The sequence below is a fragment of the Syntrophus aciditrophicus SB genome (assembly GCF_000013405.1).
Lineage (GTDB): Bacteria > Desulfobacterota > Syntrophia > Syntrophales > Syntrophaceae > Syntrophus > Syntrophus aciditrophicus.
In genome coordinates this window covers 1,952,040-1,970,863 of record NC_007759.1, presented here as the reverse complement: position 1 = coordinate 1,970,863, position 18,824 = coordinate 1,952,040, and the positions used below count along the sequence as shown (strand labels likewise).

Genomic DNA, 18,824 nt, shown 5'->3' with positions numbered 1-18,824 from the left:
CCGTTTTTTTAACATTTCCTGAGGAGAAAGGTCGATTTTATGGAAACAACATCCAGACAAATGGATGTCCTGTTGACATCGTCAATGCCTCTGTCTGATAAGGATAAGCTGCTCAAGACCCTTTTCCGTATCAGTTCGCTGATCGCCGATCCGTCAAATGTCGAGGAAATCATGCAGAAAATACTCGATGACGTTGTCGATGCCCTTGGCTTTGATCAGGGAATCATCCGCTTGCTTAATGATTCCAAGCAGTATCTGGAAACCAAGGTTGTAAAAAATTACAATCCCGAGGAAAAGAAAAGGGCGTTTACGGTTGCGATTGACCTGACGGACGATTGCATCGGGTCCAAAGTGTTCAAAAGCGGAAAGGCGATGGTGATCGAGGATGTATCGACGGATACGCGCCTGACGGCAACGGATCGTATCTTAACAAGAATTCACGATCAGGGATCATTATTCTGCGCGCCGTTGAAAATCGGCGATGAAGTCTTTGGAACCGCAGCAACGTGGTGCCGTCAGAAAACAAGATTCTTTCCAGAAATGATGGATCTTTTTCTGACTTTTGCCAACCAGATGAGCATCATCATTTACAACGCCCAGCTTTTTAAAAATAACGCGGAGAAAATCCGCCATTTGACCGTCCTAGGGAAGGCTGTTTCGGAGATGAATTCCAGTTACGTGCTGGACAATCGCATCCGCGACATCCTTATCTCAAGCGCACTGGATATTGCCGGCGCGCCGAAAATAATCTTCTATCTTATCGATCACGATCAGAAACGGTATCTTGTATATGATGGAAAACAGATGTCCATCGAGGAGATGCAGATACGGAACAAAAAAATTGAACAAAGTATCATATCTCGCGCTATTGAGTCGAATGTCATTGTAGTGAAACATCCCTCCTCGGAAGAAGACGGTTTTTTCCCAATATTTAAAGACCATCATTCGGAAATCGCCATTCCGATGAGAATCAGGGACAAGTTCAGGGGGGCGCTGTATCTGGCCAGGGTAAGGAATCTGTATACACCGGATCAGATCAACATCCTGGATATCCTCGTAAAAAATGCATGTACGGCTTATGATAACGCAATCATGCATTCGCTTCTGTCTCTGGAAGCCAGGACTTTGAAAACGGAAGTGGAAAAATTGAAGGAGCGGGAGGATATTCTGCTCGGCTTTGACAACATCATCGGAAAATCCAGTAAGATGGCCGGTATTTTCCACGTAATCAAAGAAGTTGCCGGTCATGACACGAATGTATTGATCCAGGGTGAAAGCGGCACGGGGAAGGAGCTGATCGCCCGGGCCATTCATCGACAGAGCAATCGAAGCGGAAAGGCTTTTGTCGACGTCAACTGCGCCGCTATTCCCGGGACCCTTCTGGAAAGCGAGCTGTTCGGATATGAGGCCGGGGCCTTTACGGATGCCCGGAAGAAGAAAATCGGGTTACTGGATTACGCCAACGGGGGGACGATGCTGCTCGATGAAATCGGCGACATGAGTTTCCCTCTGCAGGCCAAATTTTTGAGAGTCCTGGAAGAAGGATATATCCGCCGTCTCGGCGGAACGGAAAATATTCCGGTTCATCCGGTTAATGAGTACCTCTGAGTATGCAGGTGATAGAGGCGGAGTTTGAAGTATTCCATATCCCGGAATCCATAGGCCTGCCTTTTTAAAGTTTTAATTTTGTTGTTTGTGCCCTCAAGGGCGGCATTTGTAATGTGATGTTTGAAATAATTGAGTATCGCAGTCCTGTATCCGGAGAGCGTTTTGGCTACTTTGACGAGTTCTTTGATTCCGGACAGCATGGCGTCCTTACACCAGGTGTCAAGGAAGGTAACAGCCTGGGCGTACTCCGGTATTTCCCAGAAGAGTCTGAGTTGCTCTTTCATGGAATGCATGACGAATAGAGGCTGATTGGCCTGCATCAGGGCATCGAGACGTTCCTTATGGTCCGGCTTCAGGGAATCATAATTTCGCAAAAGGAGGAAGCGGTTTCCCTTGAGGGTTTGCTTCCCGATATCATCAAGTTCTTTCTGATGATTTCTGCGCAAGTTTTCGATGCCTTGATTCATCAGAGCCATAATATGGTAACGGTCGAAGACGACATCGATATTGGGAAGGGCTTCCCGGACGGCGGAGAAGAAGGAAATTCCCATGTCCATTGCAACCGCTCGCAGTTTTTTCCCCTTGCGTGCAAGTTTTTTCAGGAAGGGTAAAATCCCCTCCTTGCCCTTTCCCTCAGTGGCGTAAAGGATTCGTCCTTCGGAGAGATCCATCACCGTGGTCATGTACTCATGGCCTTTCCGGATGCTGAATTCATCGATACCGATATACCGAACTTTATGAAGAGGAATGTTCCGATAGAGGCGCTGCAATTTCAACTTATGAATCTCTTTGATCATATCCCAACCCACGCCGAGGTAATCGGCAACCCAGCGAATCGTGCCGAATCGAAGCAGATCCAGAACAATCAGAGCAAAGGATCGGGCAAATCTATGCTTCCCCACCATAAAAGGCAGATCGGGCCACCAAAGGGTGTCGCAAGTGTTGCATTTTATTCGATGAAGGGAAAGTACAAGGAAACACCTCTTACGCCCCATAGGTCCCAGATGAAAACTCCGTGTTTTCTGTCCTTTAAAGATAAATTTACGCTGCCCGCACTTTGGACAGCGAATGTATTCTTCTTTCACATCTGCAAAATATTCGATGACGTCACCCGTGAAGCGTGTTGCTCTATAAGTAATACCCTTCAGATTGAAAGCATGATAAAGAACCGATGTGGACATGGTCTGGAGCCTCCTTTTGTTGTTCGATTGGTCTCAAACAACAGGGCTCTTGCCATGTCCATGTGATTTTATGCAATACCAAGGTACTCATTAACCGGATGAACCAATATTCCGATCGATGTCCGTTTTGTGTTTGCCACGAACAAGGATCTGAGTAAAATGATAAAGGAGGGTTCGTTTCGTGAAGACCTCTTTTACCGGATCAGTGTCGTCCCGATCACAATCCCGCCTTTGCGGGAAAGGGGAGAGGATATTCTGCTGCTGGCAAGGCATTACGTGGAAGAGTTCAATAAAAAATTCATGAAAAAAGTTGGAGGATTCAGCAGAGAGGCGGAACAGATTCTCATGGCCTATTCCTGGCCGGGCAATGTTCGGGAACTGAAAAATATCCTGGAGCGCGTCATGATCCTTCAGAACATGGGTACGACCATCATGCCGGAAAATCTTCCCGCTGAAATGAGAGCTTCTGTTGAGAAGGAACGATTTCAAATTCATGTCGATGATTTTCTTCCCGATCTTTCATCGGAGGGAATGGATTATACCGCACTGACGGAAAACATTACCAGAACCATCAAAAGCAGAATCCTGTCCAGAGCTCTGGAAATGAGTCACGGCAAGAAAATGGAGGCCGCGAAGCTCCTTAGAATATCGCGCTATAAATTGATTCGCGAACAGAAAAAAAACGGTATGGTCTGAGCCGACCAAGGCTTGCTTCCTTCGCAGAGGAGATCAAAAGCAGAAAAGGCAGTTCGAATTTTCCGGACTGCCTTTTCTGCTTGCTGTGACCTGTAATGAGTATCCTATGGTTCGTAGGGGATGGGCCGACCCCATTCCTTCATGGAAAAGGCATTCATGATGCTGTGTCCGTTGTAGTCGAGAACCCGCAAGTCATCGGTCTGATGAAGATCTTCCATGACGATATTAAAGTTATCAGCGTATTTTTGTTTTACCTTCTCCACAGGGAGCTCAACGGCGACAAACTTGTTAATTCCCTTCGCTGCCAGTTTTTTTACAAAAGCAGGGTGTGTTAAGGATTCATAGGTGGTTAGAATCAGTATCGGGCCCGTTCCGGAAAAAACAATCGCTGACTTCATGTCCGTCTCCTTTCATTGATAAAGGAAATTGCGTAATGAACTCAAAAACCTTTGTGCCGGAAAAAATTCACCGGTCGCCATGCGACATCCTGTCCAACGACTTGTTACTAAAATCCTTCAATTTTAGTAAATTATAAAATGGAGTTTTCACAGTGTCAATTGATTATATATTGAATCATCCGACATGACCAGGTTAAGAAAGGAGCCGAGATTGCCAGCCGGAATCCATGAGGATTCCTTAATTAAATAAAAAAAGGGGTGGAAGAAATCCACCCCTTTTTCGTTCGAGTCTAACGTTTTCGGATTAGCCGTAGACCATATGGTACAGGTAAATGATCGCCGGAGCGGTCACGAGGGACACAACCGACATCAACTTGATGAGAATATTCATTGCCGGTCCCGAGGTATCCTTGAAGGGGTCGCCGACGGTGTCACCGATAACGCCTGCTTTGTGCGCCTCAGATCCTTTCCCGCCGAAATATCCCTGCTCGATGTATTTCTTCGCGTTGTCCCACGCACCACCGGAGTTAGCCATCAGAAGACCCAGGATAACGCCGGTAAGCGTAGCTCCGGCAAGGAATCCGCCAAGAGCATGGGGGCCGATGAAGACGCCGACCAGGATCGGAGCGATAACCGACGCGATGCCGGGGACGATCATCCTCTTCAGGGCGGCCGTGGTGGCGATGTCGACACATCTGTTCGTATCGGGAGGAGTCGTTCCTTCCATGATACCGGGAATCTCTCTGAACTGTCTCCGGATCTCGTTGATCATGTCGAATGCGGCTTCACCGACCGCTGTCATCGTGAGCGCTGCCAGCAGGCAGGGAATCATCCCGCCGAGGAAGACACCCGTAATCACGTGTGCCTCTGTCAGGTCGAGGGTAAACGTTTCAAATCCGGGGAAGGTCTTGACCGTTGCGGTGTAGGCGGCGAACATGGCCAGGGCTGTAAGTGCCGCGGAACCGATGGCGAACCCTTTACCGATCGCGGCGGTGGTGTTTCCGACCGCGTCCAGGCCATCCGTGATTTCCCGGACATGCGGGGGCATGTGAGCCTGCTCGGCAATACCGCCGGCATTATCGGAAATCGGACCGTAGCTGTCCACGGACATGGTCATTCCAACTGTGCCCAGCATGCCGACACCGGCAATGGCAATACCGTAGAGACCGCAGGTGACGTATGAACCCCAGATCGCCATGGCAATAAAGAAGACCGGAGTGGCAACGCTCTCGAGACCAATGGCGAAGCCGCTGATGATCGTAGTGGCCGGCCCTGTCTGAGAAGCTTCAGCGATCCTGTGGACCGGTCCCCGGGCTGTGTAATATTCCGTGACAGCACCGATCAGCATGCCGGCGACAATTCCAAGAAGTACGGCCCAGAAGGGGCCGAGAGGTCCTTTGATTCCGAGGCTGCCCAGGTATTCAGGAGACATCCCTGCCGTAACGCCCTTGACAACGAAGTAGGCAGCGATAATGAAAAGAATCCCCGCAATATAGAGGCCGTTGCTCAGTGCCGAAGAGGGTTTCATATTCTTGAGCATATTGAACATTCCGATCCCGATGACCGATGCCAGCATTCCGACGATGATGAAAAGCATCGGCAGCATCATCCAGCGCATCGCCATGCCATCCATCCCGAGCCCCATCGTGGCGCCGATAGCAATGGCGGCAACGACGGAGCCGACGTATGATTCAAAAAGGTCCGCTCCCATACCGGCGATATCGCCGACGTTGTCACCGACGTTGTCCGCGGTGACCCCAGGGTTTCTCGGATCGTCTTCGGGAATCCCAGCCTCGACTTTACCCACCAGGTCGGAACCCACATCGGCCGTCTTGGTGAAGATGCCGCCACCGACACGGGCAAAGAGGGCGATCGACGAGGCGCCAAGGGAAAAACCATTGATGACGACCGGATCCGTTTCGGCGAAGAAATAGAAGAAAATGCCAAGCCCGAGAAGACCGAGGGAGGCCACGGAAAGACCCATGACGGATCCACCGAAGAAGGCCACCGTAAGGGCTTTGGCCTGTCCGTGCGTCTTGGCCGCTTCCGCGGTTCTCGCATTCGAGAGGGTCGCCGCCTGCATGCCGAACACGCCGGCTGACAGGGAGCAGATCGCTCCCACGAGGAAGGCCACTGATGACCACTTATTATCCAAGGCGACGTAGAGCAGGATGAATACGACGACGATAAAAATCGAAATAATCTTGTATTCTCTCTTCAAAAAGACCATGGCGCCGGCATGAATCCTCTCCATGATCTCCACCATTAATTTGTCTCCCGGGGGGAAGGACATGACGTACTTATAGATGAAGAACGCCAGCACCAGTCCGAGGAGACCCCACAACCAAGCGAAATTTACTAAAAATTCCATAATCCCGTTTTTTGTACCTCCTGATTAAAGTATTTTATGATTCTTGCGTTACATCCGTTCACCGGTGCCTGAATGACAGATGCAACCACATTAATCACCGCAATTCACACTCTCTATTTGTAACGGGTAACTACCGAAATCTCCTGTCCGTAAAATCGCTCAAGCGACCCGCCGTTCGGCCATTTCTGCAAAAAGGAGGTCTGCCGACCGGGATACGCAAAACAAGTTGCCCTTTCGCGGAAGGAGGATAGGTTAAATGTGGTTGTGTGTCAATGAAAAAGAAAGATAAAAATTCAAAATCAGGCGGAGGGACACATTTGGAGAGATAAAAAAGGCGCTCCCTCATGATGAAGGGAGCGCCTTTAAAAATCAAAAGCTGTGGCTGATTAACCCTTTTCAGCGATTCTCATTCCATAGAATGATCTGTAAACGAATACCAAAGCGATCAGGAAGAACAAGCTTGCCAATCCCATTTTGAGACTTTGGCTGGTCATTGTTACCGCGATTTCCGTGGCCAGAAGCCCGAAGAGGGTCGTGAACTTGATAACGGGGTTCAAGGAAACGGATGAAGTATCCTTGAAGGGATCACCAACGGTGTCACCGACGACACTGGCTTCATGGAGCGGAGTATTCTTTTCAGCCAGGTCGACTTCGACGATCTTCTTGGCATTGTCCCAGCATCCACCGGCATTAGCCATGAAGATGGCCTGGTACAGACCGAAGAAAGCGATACCAATCAGGTAACCGATGAAGAAGTAGGGGTTAAAGAAGGAAAGCGCCAGCGCCATGAAGAAGATGACGATGAAGATGTTGATCATTCCCTTCTGCGCATAAATCGTACAGATCTTCACGATTTCCTTGCTGTCCTTGATGTCGGCCTGCTCTTTGTCGAGATTGATGTTATCCTTAATGAACACGACAGCGCGATAGGCTCCGGTAACGACGGCCTGTGTCGAGGCGCCGGTGAACCAGTAGATTATGGCTCCTCCCATGAGCAGCCCAAGAATGATTTCCGGCTGCACAAGGCTTAATTTGGCAATGGCTCCGCCGAAAAGATTTTCAAGCAGAATGATGATGCCGAAAACCATGGTGGTAGCGCCGACGACCGCTGTGCCGATCAAGACCGGCTTGGCAGTTGCTTTAAAGGTATTTCCCGCGCCGTCACAGGATTCCAGAAAATGTTTGGCCAGGGCAAAGTCAGGCTCTGTTCCGTAAGCATTTTTCACGGTCTGTGACGCATCCGGGCGTTTTTCAATCATGGACAGCTCATAGATGGACTGCGCATTATCTGAAACCGGGCCGAAACTGTCGACAGCGATGGTCACCGGTCCCATGCCCAGGAAACCGAAGGCCACCAGACCGAAGGCAAAGACGGGAGCGGCAAACTGGAAGGCCTCAGGCAGAAGAGTGATAATGGAGGCACTCTGGGAAACCAGATAAGCAATCAGCATCAGGGCAAGGATCGCCAGACCTTCCCAGAAGGCGGAGAAGTTACCCGCCACCAGTCCGGAGAGGATGTTCAGAGAGGCGCCGCCCTGACGGGAGGCATCAATAACCTCCGCACAGTGTCGGGAGCTCGTGCTGGTGAACACTTTTGTCAATTCAGGAATCAACGCACCGGCAATGGTGCCGCAACTGATGATGATTGAAAGGGCAAGCCAGAGATCGATGCCGCCAACGGACGGAATGTCCGCCAACAGGGCATGACTGGCAAAAAAGGTGATGGCGATGGAAACAATAGAGGTAATCCAGACTAGGTTGGTCAGGGGATGCTCAAAATTAAACTCTTTCTTGGCGCCAAAGAGCGATTTGCTGACGGCATTGTTGACAAAATAGGAAATGAGGGACGTGATGACCATCATGATACGCATGGCGAAAATCCAAATAATCAGCTTGCCGCCCATTTCCGGGTTTCCGGCCATTGCCAGGGCGAGGAAGGTGACCAGGGCAACACCCGTAACACCGTAAGTCTCAAACCCGTCTGCCGTGGGTCCGACACTGTCACCGGCATTGTCACCGGTACAGTCGGCGATAACACCCGGGTTCTTCGGATCGTCTTCGGGAAGATGGAAAATGATTTTCATCAGGTCGGAACCGATGTCGGCAATCTTGGTGAAGATGCCACCGCAGATTCTCAGGGCGCTGGCACCGAGGGATTCACCGATGGCGAAGCCGATGAAGACGGGTCCGATCAGTTCCGGCGGAATGTAGGCAAGGATTGCGAGCATGAAGAAGAGCTCGATACTGACCAGCACCAGGCCGACGCTCATTCCTGATCTCAGGCAGATGTCCACGATATTGAGCGGCTTTCCACTGAGGGAAGCAAAGGCCGCCCGGGAATTGGCCACGGTGTTGATCCGGATGCCGAACCAGGCCACGCCGTAGGATCCGAGAATACCCAGCACCGAAGCAGCAAGAATGATGAATACGTCACCGAAACTCTTGCCCTGAAGTCCCATAAAGTAATAAAGAATGCAGGCAGCGATAAGGACCCAGAGCCCTGCCAGGAATTTGCCCTGCTGGATAACGTAAGTTTTGCAGGTTTCCCAGATGGTGGCGGAGACATCCAGCATGGCCTGATGGGCCGGCAGATTTTTTGTCTGCGTATACTGCATCAACCCGAAGCCCATGCCGATGATACAAACAACAAGACCAAAGTTAAGAATCGTGATTCCCCCCACAGGGCTGCCGAAAATATTAAAAACTACCGCGGTCAGATCCGGCAGCTCGATATCGGCTTCCCCTGCGAAGGCCATTGGCGCCAGCAAGAAAAGTATGGCGCTAATGATGAAGAAAGACAAAAAATTGCGTTTTCCTTTAAACATCATCAAACCTCCTGTATTAAGTCGTTGATAACCATACCGTTGTAGCTGTTCATAGCCGTTTTGATTCCTGAAGAAATCACCTCAAGAATCGCGCTGCGTGCTGTTACGATGATCCTGGGCAAAATGCGCAATTCACTTTCAGTGAATGGTTCAAGAACGTATCGCTCAACCGCCGATCTCTGAGCCGGCTTTCCAATTCCCAGTCTGACCCGTTGGAATTCCGGCCCGCCAAGAGAGTCACAAATGGATATCAACCCCTTATGGCCTCCCTGACCCCCCCCTGCCTTGAGTCGGATGACTCCGAAAGGCAGATCCAGATCATCATGAACGACTAAAACATCTTCAACGACAATCTTAAAGAAATCCGCCAGTTTCCTGACGGATTTTCCACTCAGATTCATGAACGTCTGCGGCTTTGCAAGCAGAACGCTCTGTCCGGCAATTACTCCCTTCCCCCACAGGGCGTCAAACCCTGTCTGCGACATCATGATATCCTGATCTTCCGCCAGCTGATCCAGCACAAAAAATCCAAAATTATGCCGGGTGAATCGGTACCGGGCGCCGGGGTTCCCGAGTCCCACAATCAGCTTCAAAAGAACCTCTCAATAATGAAATGATAAGGACTTTCCGTGATGACGAAATGCCTTTATGAGGAAGCTTCTTCCGTTTCTTCAGCTTTGTTCACGCCGTGAAGAGCGGCTATCGTTACCAGTACAATGTCTTTTGAATCAAAACAGCGGATGCTCTCAGACAGGCTGAGATCCCCGATGAGAACGGCATCACCCACGTCGAGCCGCGAAATGTCAACGGTTATGCAATCGGGCAGTTCCGAGGGGAGGCAGGAAACCTTGATTTCCCTCTTGAGATACTGCAGTTCGCCGCCTTTTTCGATCCCCACCGGTTGTCCTTCAAAATGGATGGGCACATCAAACGTCGACTCTTGATCCATGCGGAGTGCGTAAAAATCCGCATGGAAAAAATTGTTTGTCAGGGGTTCGATCTGAAGCTCCCTGATGAGGGAATTTTTTTCCATCAGTCTTCCGGAATCATCAATAATGAGTTTAATCAATACATTCTCTTCCGCACCTTTTAATGCCGTTTTGAGATCGGAAGCGTTGACTGACAATGAAACCGGGTCTGTTCCGGGACCATATAAAACTGCAGGGATTAATCCTTCACGTCGCATACGCCTGGCTTGTTCCTTACCGGATTCCTTGCGTACGTTGGCCTTTAACTCACGCGCTTCCATCTACTCCTCCTATATAAAAAGTGAACTTACAGAATCGTTATAATAGATTCTCCGGACTGCTTCACTGAGCAGTCCCGCAACGGAGAGAACACTGATCCGGCTGCACTGCTGCGCCCTTTCGTGCAGGGGAATGGTGTCTGTCACGATGACTTCCTTGATTTCAGAAGACTCTATTCTGTCCATAGCCGGTCCGGAAAGGACGGGATGGGTACAGCATACGGATATGGCGGTCGCTCCGGCATTGCGAAGAGCTTTTGCCGCCTGCACGACAGTTCCTGCGGTGTCGATCATATCGTCAAGAACAACGACGTTTTTTCCCTCTACCGAGCCGACGATATTCATGACCTGGGCCTCATTGGGACCTTCCCGTCGTTTGTCGATAATGGCGATCGTGGCGTCCAGACGGCGGGCGAAAGCACGGGCGCGCTCAACGCCGCCGGCATCGGGGGAAACGATGACCAGATTGTCCTGGTAATGAGTCTTCAGGTAATTGAGAAGAACGGGTGTGGCAAAGAGATTGTCGACGGGAATATTGAAAAATCCCTGAATCTGGCCGGCATGGAGATCGAGGGATAGAATCCGGTTCGCTCCCGCTGTGGTAAGAAGATCCGCCACCAGTTTTGCCGATATGGGCGCGCGGGGGGCGACTTTTCTGTCCTGCCGGGCATATCCGTAATAGGGAATGACCGCCGTGATGCGGCCTGCCGACGCTCTTTTCAGGGCGTCAATCATGATCAGCAGTTCCATCAATGTCACATTTACGGGAGTGCATGTGGACTGAATAATGAAAATATCCATACCCCGAACATTTTCATTGATTTCAACCCTGGTTTCGCCATCGCTGAATGTGGTGACATTGGCTTTACCCAGCGGAATCGCCAGATTGTCACAAATCTTACGAGCCAGATCGGGCGTTGCGTTACCTGTAAAAACCTTAATTCTCTCTAACATTTATGTCCTTCCCACTGCGCGTGTCACTGTTGTTGGCTGGGGCGGGAGGATTCGAACCTCCGCATGCAAGAACCAAAATCTTGTGTCTTACCGCTTGACGACGCCCCATTTGATTTCGCGCTGATAAGAGACGATGCAGTCTGATCGGCTGAACTCTAAAGGATTGACCGGGAAAAAATCAATCGATGGAGCGTACACAAAAAACGGCCCATGTCCCGGGTTTCCCCAGTACGGTTTCCGCCTCTTTTGCCTTGTCTTCGTTTTCAAAAATCCCGAAAACGGTCGGCCCGCTCCCTGACATCAAAGCACCCGCAGCGCCATACGAACAGAGCAGATCCTTGATCTCCTGCAGGGATGGGTGCATCTTCAACGTGACGCTTTCAAGATCGTTATGGAGCCCTGCAGCCATGTCCTCCATGCTTAAAAACCGCGGAATGCTATAATGGATTATTTCTTTTGTCAATCCTAAATTCAGCTTTTCATAAATCACTCTGGTTGAGACTTCAAAACCGGGATTAATCAGTACAAACCACACCTTAGGGACATCGAGCGCCGCTTTCAGGCGGTCTCCGATGCCGTAGGCCCAAGCGGGACCATGAAACAGGAAAAAGGGAACGTCGGCTCCCAGCGTTGCGCCGATTTTCATCAGTTCACCAGTACTGAAGTTCAGGCGGAATAATTTGTTGAGGGCCAGCAGGGTCATTGCGGCGTTGGAACTGCCGCCGCCCAGACCGGCGGCCAGAGGGATGTTCTTGCGAAGCGTGATGGTGACGCCGGTGGGGCAGCCGGAGAATGAGAGAATTTTCTTTGCGGCCCTGAAAACGATGTTCTCCTCGTTTTCAGGAAGGAAAAAACCGGGACATCGCAGTTGGATGCCCCGGTTGGATGGCTGGAATTCCAGTTCATCGTACAAACTGACTTTCTGCATCAGTGTGGCTAAATCATGATAGTTGTCTTCCCTTTTTCTTAAGACCCGAAGATGAAGGTTAACCTTTGCCGGCGATAATATTTTCAACATGGTCAGGATGTTTCTTTCACATACCTCATTTTCAGTTCATAGAGAATCTCTTCAAGAACGGAATTTTCCTGGTCATCGAGATTGCCCTTCGTCTTATCCTTGAGCATGGACAGGATGTCAATGGTTTGTTTCGCGGCGGGGATATTTTTTTTGATTTCCCGTGTGACCGGATCGGGAAAGTCGCCGAAATGAAACATGACGGTCGTACTCAGCGAAAGAACAAAATTCAGGAAATTCACCTCGGGCAGAATCTGTTCCTGCTTCTCCTCTGATTTTCCGGGTGAGGGTTTCGCTTTCGGTTCTTCGGACGCGGCTGAGGGTGCTTCAGGCTTTTCCGGCTCAGGTTGGCGTTTTTCGCCCGATTCGCTGAATATCCGCTTATCCTTTACGACAAATGATTTTTCCTGTTTTTCTTCCTCCATACAAACCTCCTGCAACCGTATTTCTGAACAAAAATATTCCAACCTTATGCTGCCGAAATTTTTTATCCTGTTGTTCTTTCATCAGATCATACTGGTCTCATGCTTCTCAATCTGGCGATTCGCTCCTCAATGGGCGGATGGGTGCTGAACAGGTTCATCAGCGATCGTCCAGTCAGGGGATTGACAATAAACATATGGGCCGTAGAGGGGTTTGCGTTCATGGGGACAATCTGTGAAGCGCGGGACAGCTTCTCCAGAGCCCCGGCCAGCCCGTAGGGTTTCCCCGAAATTTTGGCTCCGCCGTCATCGGCCATATATTCCCGGGAACGGGAGATGGCCATCTGGATAATCGTTGCAGCAATCGGAGCAAGGATCGCCATCAGGATCATCCCAAAGATTCCTCCTCCTTCGCCCTCATCGCTGTCCCGGCCGCCCAGTCCTCCGAAGATGGCTGCCCACTGCGCCATATTGGCGAGCATGACGATCGCCCCCGCCAGGGTGGCCGCGATGGAGCCGATAAGCATATCCTTGTTTTTAATGTGGGTCAGTTCATGAGCGAGGACGCCTTCCAGCTCATCCCTGTTCAGAATCCTGAGCAGACCTTCCGTAACCGCCACCACGGCATGAAGTTCATTCCTCCCGGTGGCGAAGGCATTGGGCGTTTCTCCAGGGATAATATAGACCCGGGGCATGGGAAGTTGAGCCCGCATGGCCAGATCTCCCACCAGCCGGTAGAGCTCCGGCGCCTGATTTTCCGATACTTCCTGAGCATTGTACATCCTCAGAACCAGTTTGTCCGAAAACCAGTAGCTCCCGAAATTCATGATCATGGCGAAGACGAACGCGATCATGACCCCCTGTCTTCCGCCGATAAAACCGCCGATAAGCATGAGAAGTCCTGTGAGGACACCCAGCAGCAACGCTGTTTTAACTGTATTCATTCACTTTTCTCCTTCGGTATTTTCCGCGTTTTCCTGTAAACCCCTCTCTCCCGAAAAGAGGGAAAAAGGGGAAAAATGTTTTAGCTTCCGCTTTTCTTTGTAAAATTGATTTCGCCCCGGTCATCGATGTCCGCGAGAATATGATCTCCTTCAACAAAGGCGCCTTCCAGAATTTTCATGGAGAGATTGTCGAGAAGCATCTTTTGGAGGGCCCGCTTCAACGGTCTCGCGCCGTACACCGGGCTGTAACCTTCCTGGGATATATAATTTTTGGCCTTTTCTGTCAATTCAAGGAAGAGCTTCCGATCCATAAGCCGTTTCTGAATCAGACCGATCTGAATCGCGATAATCCGTTCGAGATCCGTCATGGTCAGTGAGCGGAAGATGATGATGTCATCGATTCGATTCAGAAATTCAGGCTTGAAAGTGGCCCGCAGAATTTCCATGGTCCTCAGGCGCTTCTCCTCAGCTGTCAGGGTAATGTCCTGAATCCACTGGCTTCCAACGTTTGAAGTCAGAATCACGATCGTGTTCTTGAAATCGACCGTTCTCCCGTGGCCATCCGTCAGGCGGCCGTCGTCAAGGATCTGCAGCAGGATGTTGAAGACATCGGGATGGGCCTTTTCGATTTCGTCGAACAGCAGAACCGCATAGGGTCGACGGCGGACAGCTTCCGTGAGATAGCCGCCTTCGTCATAACCAACGTATCCGGGAGGCGCGCCGATCAGGCGGGCGACGGAATGCTTTTCCATGTATTCCGACATATCGATGCGGATCATGGCCTGTTCATTATCGAACATGAATTCCGCGAGCGCCCTGGCCAGCTCGGTCTTGCCCACGCCGGTGGGGCCAAGGAAAATAAAGGAGCCGATAGGCCGGTTGGGATCCTGGAGCCCGGAACGTGCCCGACGCAGGGCGGCGGAAACCGCGTGAATGCCTTCATCCTGTCCGATCACACGCTGCTTGAGCCGGTCTTCCATGTGAATCAGCTTCTGGATGTCGCTTTCCATCATCCGGGCGACGGGAATGCCGGTCCAGTTGGCGACGACTTCCGCTACATCCTCGGCATCCACTTCTTCTTTCAGCATCTTGCTGTCCTTCTGGATTTCTTTAAGTCGATTCTGTTCTTCTTCAAGCGCCCGGTTCAATTCCACCAGTTTCCCGTAGCGGATTTCCGCAGCCCGGGCCAGATTGCCTTCCCGCATGGCATTTTGTTCTTCATTCTTGAAGTTTTCGAGATCACTCTTGATCGTCTGGATTCTTTTTATGACCTCCTTTTCCTCAGACCAGTGGAGTTTCATGCTGTTCATGGATTCCCGCAGATCGGCAAGTTCCCGTTCGATCTTCTCTCTCCTTTCAAGGGATGTCCGGTCCGTTTCATTTTTCAGGGACTGACGCTCGATCTCCAGTTGAATAGCCTTTCTCTCCAGAACATCGATTTCCGCCGGCAGGCTGTCCAGTTCGATCCTCAGGCGGGATGCCGCCTCATCCACCAGGTCCACAGCCTTGTCGGGAAGAAAACGATCACTGATGTAGCGATTAGAGAGCGTTGCCGCCGCGACGATGGCGGAATCCTTGATCCGGACGCCGTGATGGATTTCATACCGTTCCTTCAATCCCCGGAGGATGGCGATGGTGTCTTCCACGGTGGGCTCCCTGACCAGTATGGGCTGAAAGCGCCGTTCCAGCGCGGGATCTTTTTCTATATGCTTTCTGTATTCGTTCAGGGTTGTCGCCCCGACACAGCGTAACTCGCCTCGAGCGAGGGCCGGCTTCAGCATGTTGGATGCATCCACGGACCCTTCCGCTGCTCCGGCGCCGACGACCGTATGGATTTCATCGATGAAGAGGATGATCTCGCCCTGCGCGTCGGTGACTTCCTTCAGGACAGCCTTGAGACGGTCCTCGAATTCGCCGCGATACTTGGCTCCGGCTACCAGTGCTCCGATATCCAGACCGATGACCCGTTTGTTCTTCAGGCTTTCCGGGACATCGCCATTTACGATGCGCTGGGCGAGCCCTTCAACGATCGCCGTCTTTCCAACACCGGGTTCACCGATGAGAACGGGATTGTTCTTGGTCCGCCGGGAAAGAACCTGCATGATTCTCCGAATTTCATCGTTCCTGCCGATGACGGGGTCAAACGCCCCTTTGCGGGCAAGTTCATTGAAATCTTTGGCATACCGCTTCAAGGCCTCATATTTTTCTTCGGGATTGGGATCCGTGATCCTCTGGGTTCCCCGGATTTCCACGAGAACCTTGAAGATATTGTCCCGCGTCACTCCGGCAGAGCGGAGGATGCGCGAGGCCTCCCCTTCCTTTTCGTTGGCCATGGCTATCAGCACATGTTCGGCGCTGACATACTCATCGTTGAGATGGGCTGCTTCCGTCATGGCGTTATCCAGGATTTTATTCAGTCTGGGGGTGATATAAGACTGAATCGGACCCGAAATACGGGGCAGCCGCTCCACAACTTTTTTAATTTCCTTTTCTATCTGTGCCGGCTCCGTGCCCAGTTTTTTCAGGATATTGCCCACAATGCCTTCCGGCTGGGCGATAAAAGCCAGCAGGAGATGCTCAACATCGATGCCATGATGACCGTAGTTTCCGGCCAGGGTCTGGGCTTCCTGAAGGCCTTCCAGTACTTTCAAGGTAAATTTGTCAAAACGCATAATTTCTCCTCCGCGTTGATTCCTCATAATCATGGTGTTTACACAAAAAATGCTTCAAATGAAGTCAATGAGCTCACTTCCAAGTCTGGAAATCTCAGGATTTCATTCGTAAATTAACCATGGCGGGAAGCTCTGTCAATGTGAGTCCATTATAAATATTCATTGATGAAAAATACCTTGACTATCAGGTGACAATAATTAATATGTTAAACTAATTATTCAATTTTAAGGAGGATTTCCTGATTTGAAGCTTCCTGCAATTGCCGGGACCCTTGAAGTTTACATTGCGGAGATCAACAGATTTCCCATACTGACCGCGGAAGAGGAATTCCGGTATGCCATTGAATGGAAAAAAAATCAGAATATGGAGGCTGCCGAAAAACTGGTGGTTTCCAATCTGAGATTCGTGGTGAAGATCGCCCATGAATATCGGAATTATGGCGTCAAACTGGCTGATCTCATTCAGGAGGGGAACATCGGCCTGATGCATGCCGTCAAAAAGTTCGATCCGTACAAAGGATACAGGCTGATTTCCTACGCGGTATGGTGGATTCGGGCTTACATTCAGAACTATATCATCAAAACCTGGAGCCTGGTTAAGATCGGGACGACTCAGGCGCAGAGAAAACTGTTTTTCAAACTGAATAAGACAAAGAAAGATATCCAGGCGCTGTCCCTGAAAAACCCCGAGTTCTCCGAGATTGCCGAATCGCTGGGCGTAAGGGAAGGGGAAGTCGAGGAGATGGACGTCCGCATGAGCAACCGGGATCTGTCCCTGGACATGGCCATTGGCGACGACGGCGGGTCATCGCACATGGATTTTCTGACCTACGCCGGGGAGGATCAGGAAACCGCCCTGATCCGCAAGGAGGAGGCGGAACTGGTCCGGAAAAACATTACGGGCGCACTTGCCGTCCTGAATGAGAAGGAAATGTATATTATCAGGAACCGGGTGATGGCAGACGATCCCAAGACCCTTCAGGAGATCGGCGATATTTACAACATCACGCGCGAACGCGCCAGGCAGATTGAAAAGCAGGCCTTGAAGAAACTGCGTCTTGCCCTGCCTTATCTGGGAGAGGAGCAGAAACTGCTGGAGGCTGGGAGTAATTAAGAGGCCATGTCCTCAGGCCGGGCAAGATTTTCGAAACTCGTATATTTTTCCATGAACGCCAGTTTGACGGTGCCTGTCGGGCCGTTTCGCTGCTTGCCGATGATGATTTCCGCAATACCCTTTTCCGGATTGTCATCCGACTTGTTATAAACCTCGTCACGATAAATAAACGCGATGACGTCCGCGTCCTGTTCAATGGCTCCCGATTCGCGGAGGTCCGCCATCTGTGGACGGCGGTCGGAGCGGTCCTCAACCTTGCGGTTGAGCTGGGAAAGGGCCACAACCGGAATGCTCAGTTCCTTAGCCAGCGCTTTCAAAGAACGGCTGATTTCCGAAATTTCCTGTTCGCGGGATTCTTTTGTATTCCCGCTGCGCATCAGTTGAAGGTAATCCAGCAGGACCAGACCTAGTCCCGATTCCGCCTTGAGTCGCCTTGCCTTGGCCTTCATTTCCAGAACGGTGATCGCAGGCGTATCGTCGATGAAAATCGCCGCATCGGCTAGTCTCCCGGCGGCATTCGTCAGCTTCGGCCAGTCCGTTTCACCGAGAAAACCCTTCCGCAGGCGCTGCGAATCCACCTTGGCTTCGGATGCCAGCATACGGAGAGCAAGCTGTTCCTTGGACATTTCCAGGGAAAAGATGGCGACCGGAATCGCTGCCTCCAGAGCGACAAAGGAGGCGATGTTGAGGGCAAAGGCGGTCTTTCCCATGCTGGGCCGTCCGGCAATAATAATCAGATCCGAATTCTGCAAACCTGAAGTCAGATCGTCTATCCTTTCAAAACCAGTGGGAACTCCTGTAATCATGGACTTGCGTTCATAGAGCTGTTCTATGGTCTTGAAGCTGTCCTTGATGATTTCCCGCATGGGCGAGAAGGCCGGTTTGATTTTGTGCTGGGAAATTTCAAAAATGGCCTGTTCGGCCTGATCAAGAACCTCCTCGACGTCATTGACCGGATCGTAGCTCCTGCTCAGGATTTCCGTCGCGGTGCCGATCAGCGACCGAAGGACGGATTTTTCCTTAACGATCTTCGCGTAGTAAGTAATGTTTGCCGAGGAAGGAACATTGTCCACGAGGGAGGCAAGATAAGCCATGCCTCCCACGTTGTCCAGCTGACTTTTATCATTGAGGATATTGCTTAAAGTTATGAGGTCGCAGGGTTCATTTCGATCGTAGAGATCAAGGATCGCGGAAAAAATCCGCCGATGAGCCTCGCTGTAAAAATCGGGGATCTGCAGAATTTCCAGGACACTGTGCAACGACTCATTATCCAGCAGGATTCCACCCAGGATGGACTGCTCAGCTTCCCGGTTCTGAGGCGGAATTCGGTGGAGAGAAACGTCAATGTCGTTGACTTTCATTTTTTCAGCCTTTACGC

15 protein-coding genes and 1 tRNA gene are annotated in these 18,824 nt (G+C 50.8%); 3 read left to right on the top strand and 13 right to left on the bottom strand.

Annotated features, from left to right (window positions below):
• Window positions 1-39: 39 nt before the first annotated feature.
• Window positions 40-1,608 (top strand): sigma 54-interacting transcriptional regulator, encoded by a 1,569-nt coding sequence (locus SYN_RS16920; RefSeq protein WP_011417794.1) that lies wholly within the window; start codon window positions 40-42, stop codon window positions 1,606-1,608.
• Here the strand turns inward: SYN_RS16920 and SYN_RS09045 are convergent.
• Entirely contained in the window at window positions 1,584-2,789 is a 1,206-nt protein-coding gene (locus tag SYN_RS09045; protein ID WP_011417071.1) for an ISL3 family transposase, read from the bottom strand. The genes SYN_RS16920 and SYN_RS09045 overlap by 25 nt on opposite strands.
• A gap of 108 nt (window positions 2,790-2,897) precedes the next feature.
• Between SYN_RS09045 and SYN_RS09040 the strand changes: the two genes are divergently transcribed.
• On the top strand, window positions 2,898-3,485 hold the full coding sequence (locus tag SYN_RS09040) for a sigma 54-interacting transcriptional regulator (RefSeq protein WP_083756478.1): 588 nt from the start codon (window positions 2,898-2,900) through the stop codon (window positions 3,483-3,485).
• A 104-nt stretch (window positions 3,486-3,589) separates the two neighbouring features.
• On the opposite strand, the gene SYN_RS09035 is transcribed toward SYN_RS09040, so the two are convergent.
• From SYN_RS09035 to clpB, 11 genes are all read right to left on the bottom strand, one after another.
• Window positions 3,590-3,883 carry a hypothetical protein gene (locus SYN_RS09035; RefSeq protein ID WP_011417792.1) on the bottom strand — a complete coding sequence of 98 codons (294 nt, stop codon included), beginning with the start codon at window positions 3,881-3,883 and terminating at the stop codon, window positions 3,590-3,592.
• A 304-nt stretch (window positions 3,884-4,187) separates the two neighbouring features.
• Window positions 4,188-6,254 (bottom strand): sodium-translocating pyrophosphatase, encoded by a 2,067-nt coding sequence (locus tag SYN_RS09030; protein ID WP_011417791.1) that lies wholly within the window; start codon window positions 6,252-6,254, stop codon window positions 4,188-4,190.
• Window positions 6,255-6,640: 386 nt separating this feature from the next.
• Complete coding sequence (locus SYN_RS09025; RefSeq protein ID WP_083756477.1) at window positions 6,641-9,082, bottom strand: sodium-translocating pyrophosphatase; 2,442 nt, start codon at window positions 9,080-9,082, stop codon at window positions 6,641-6,643.
• A complete protein-coding gene (gene pth / locus SYN_RS09020) occupies window positions 9,082-9,672 on the bottom strand; it encodes an aminoacyl-tRNA hydrolase (RefSeq protein ID WP_011417788.1) in 591 nt (196 codons plus the stop codon). Before pth ends, SYN_RS09025 begins: the two co-directional genes overlap by 1 nt.
• 53 nt (window positions 9,673-9,725) lie before the next feature.
• On the bottom strand, window positions 9,726-10,328 hold the full coding sequence (locus SYN_RS09015; RefSeq protein WP_011417787.1) for a 50S ribosomal protein L25/general stress protein Ctc: 603 nt from the start codon (window positions 10,326-10,328) through the stop codon (window positions 9,726-9,728).
• Window positions 10,329-10,337: 9 nt separating this feature from the next.
• Complete coding sequence (locus tag SYN_RS09010) at window positions 10,338-11,279, bottom strand: ribose-phosphate pyrophosphokinase (protein ID WP_011417786.1); 942 nt, start codon at window positions 11,277-11,279, stop codon at window positions 10,338-10,340.
• Window positions 11,280-11,312: 33 nt separating this feature from the next.
• A tRNA-Gln gene (locus SYN_RS09005) sits at window positions 11,313-11,387 on the bottom strand.
• Between the two features lie 70 nt (window positions 11,388-11,457).
• Window positions 11,458-12,297 (bottom strand): 4-(cytidine 5'-diphospho)-2-C-methyl-D-erythritol kinase, encoded by an 840-nt coding sequence (gene ispE / locus SYN_RS09000; RefSeq protein WP_011417785.1) that lies wholly within the window; start codon window positions 12,295-12,297, stop codon window positions 11,458-11,460.
• Window positions 12,298-12,299: 2 nt separating this feature from the next.
• Window positions 12,300-12,719, bottom strand: coding sequence for a DUF1844 domain-containing protein (locus tag SYN_RS15815; RefSeq protein WP_083756476.1), 420 nt, complete (start codon window positions 12,717-12,719; stop codon window positions 12,300-12,302).
• 86 nt (window positions 12,720-12,805) lie between these two features.
• On the bottom strand, window positions 12,806-13,660 hold the full coding sequence (gene htpX / locus SYN_RS08990; protein WP_011417783.1) for a zinc metalloprotease HtpX: 855 nt from the start codon (window positions 13,658-13,660) through the stop codon (window positions 12,806-12,808).
• Between the two features lie 80 nt (window positions 13,661-13,740).
• Complete coding sequence (gene clpB, locus SYN_RS08985; protein WP_041584927.1) at window positions 13,741-16,332, bottom strand: ATP-dependent chaperone ClpB; 2,592 nt, start codon at window positions 16,330-16,332, stop codon at window positions 13,741-13,743.
• Window positions 16,333-16,576: 244 nt separating this feature from the next.
• Here clpB and rpoH point away from each other — a divergent pair, with 244 nt between their 5' ends.
• Entirely contained in the window at window positions 16,577-17,446 is an 870-nt protein-coding gene (rpoH, locus tag SYN_RS08980; protein WP_011417781.1) for an RNA polymerase sigma factor RpoH, read from the top strand.
• On the opposite strand, the gene dnaB is transcribed toward rpoH, so the two are convergent.
• Window positions 17,443-18,807 carry a replicative DNA helicase gene (gene dnaB / locus SYN_RS08975; RefSeq protein ID WP_011417780.1) on the bottom strand — a complete coding sequence of 455 codons (1,365 nt, stop codon included), beginning with the start codon at window positions 18,805-18,807 and terminating at the stop codon, window positions 17,443-17,445. The genes rpoH and dnaB overlap by 4 nt on opposite strands.
• Between the last annotated feature and the right edge of the window lie 17 nt (window positions 18,808-18,824).

Excerpts from the sequence above, each read along its gene's own strand:
- htpX (WP_011417783.1), bottom strand. The coding sequence starts at position 13,660 with ATGAATACAGTTAAAACAGCGTTGCTGCTGGGTGTCCTCACAGGACTT.
- SYN_RS09015 (WP_011417787.1), bottom strand. The coding sequence starts at position 10,328 with ATGGAAGCGCGTGAGTTAAAGGCCAACGTACGCAAGGAATCCGGTAAG.
- dnaB (WP_011417780.1), bottom strand. The coding sequence starts at position 18,807 with ATGAAAGTCAACGACATTGACGTTTCTCTCCACCGAATTCCGCCTCAG.
- SYN_RS09010 (WP_011417786.1), bottom strand. The coding sequence starts at position 11,279 with ATGTTAGAGAGAATTAAGGTTTTTACAGGTAACGCAACGCCCGATCTG.
- SYN_RS09030 (WP_011417791.1), bottom strand. The coding sequence starts at position 6,254 with ATGGAATTTTTAGTAAATTTCGCTTGGTTGTGGGGTCTCCTCGGACTG.
- SYN_RS09025 (WP_083756477.1), bottom strand. The coding sequence starts at position 9,082 with ATGATGTTTAAAGGAAAACGCAATTTTTTGTCTTTCTTCATCATTAGC.
- ispE (WP_011417785.1), bottom strand. The coding sequence starts at position 12,297 with ATGTTGAAAATATTATCGCCGGCAAAGGTTAACCTTCATCTTCGGGTC.
- SYN_RS09035 (WP_011417792.1), bottom strand. The coding sequence starts at position 3,883 with ATGAAGTCAGCGATTGTTTTTTCCGGAACGGGCCCGATACTGATTCTA.
- SYN_RS09045 (WP_011417071.1), bottom strand. The coding sequence starts at position 2,789 with ATGTCCACATCGGTTCTTTATCATGCTTTCAATCTGAAGGGTATTACT.
- clpB (WP_041584927.1), bottom strand. The coding sequence starts at position 16,332 with ATGCGTTTTGACAAATTTACCTTGAAAGTACTGGAAGGCCTTCAGGAA.
- SYN_RS16920 (WP_011417794.1), top strand. The coding sequence starts at position 40 with ATGGAAACAACATCCAGACAAATGGATGTCCTGTTGACATCGTCAATG.
- SYN_RS15815 (WP_083756476.1), bottom strand. The coding sequence starts at position 12,719 with ATGGAGGAAGAAAAACAGGAAAAATCATTTGTCGTAAAGGATAAGCGG.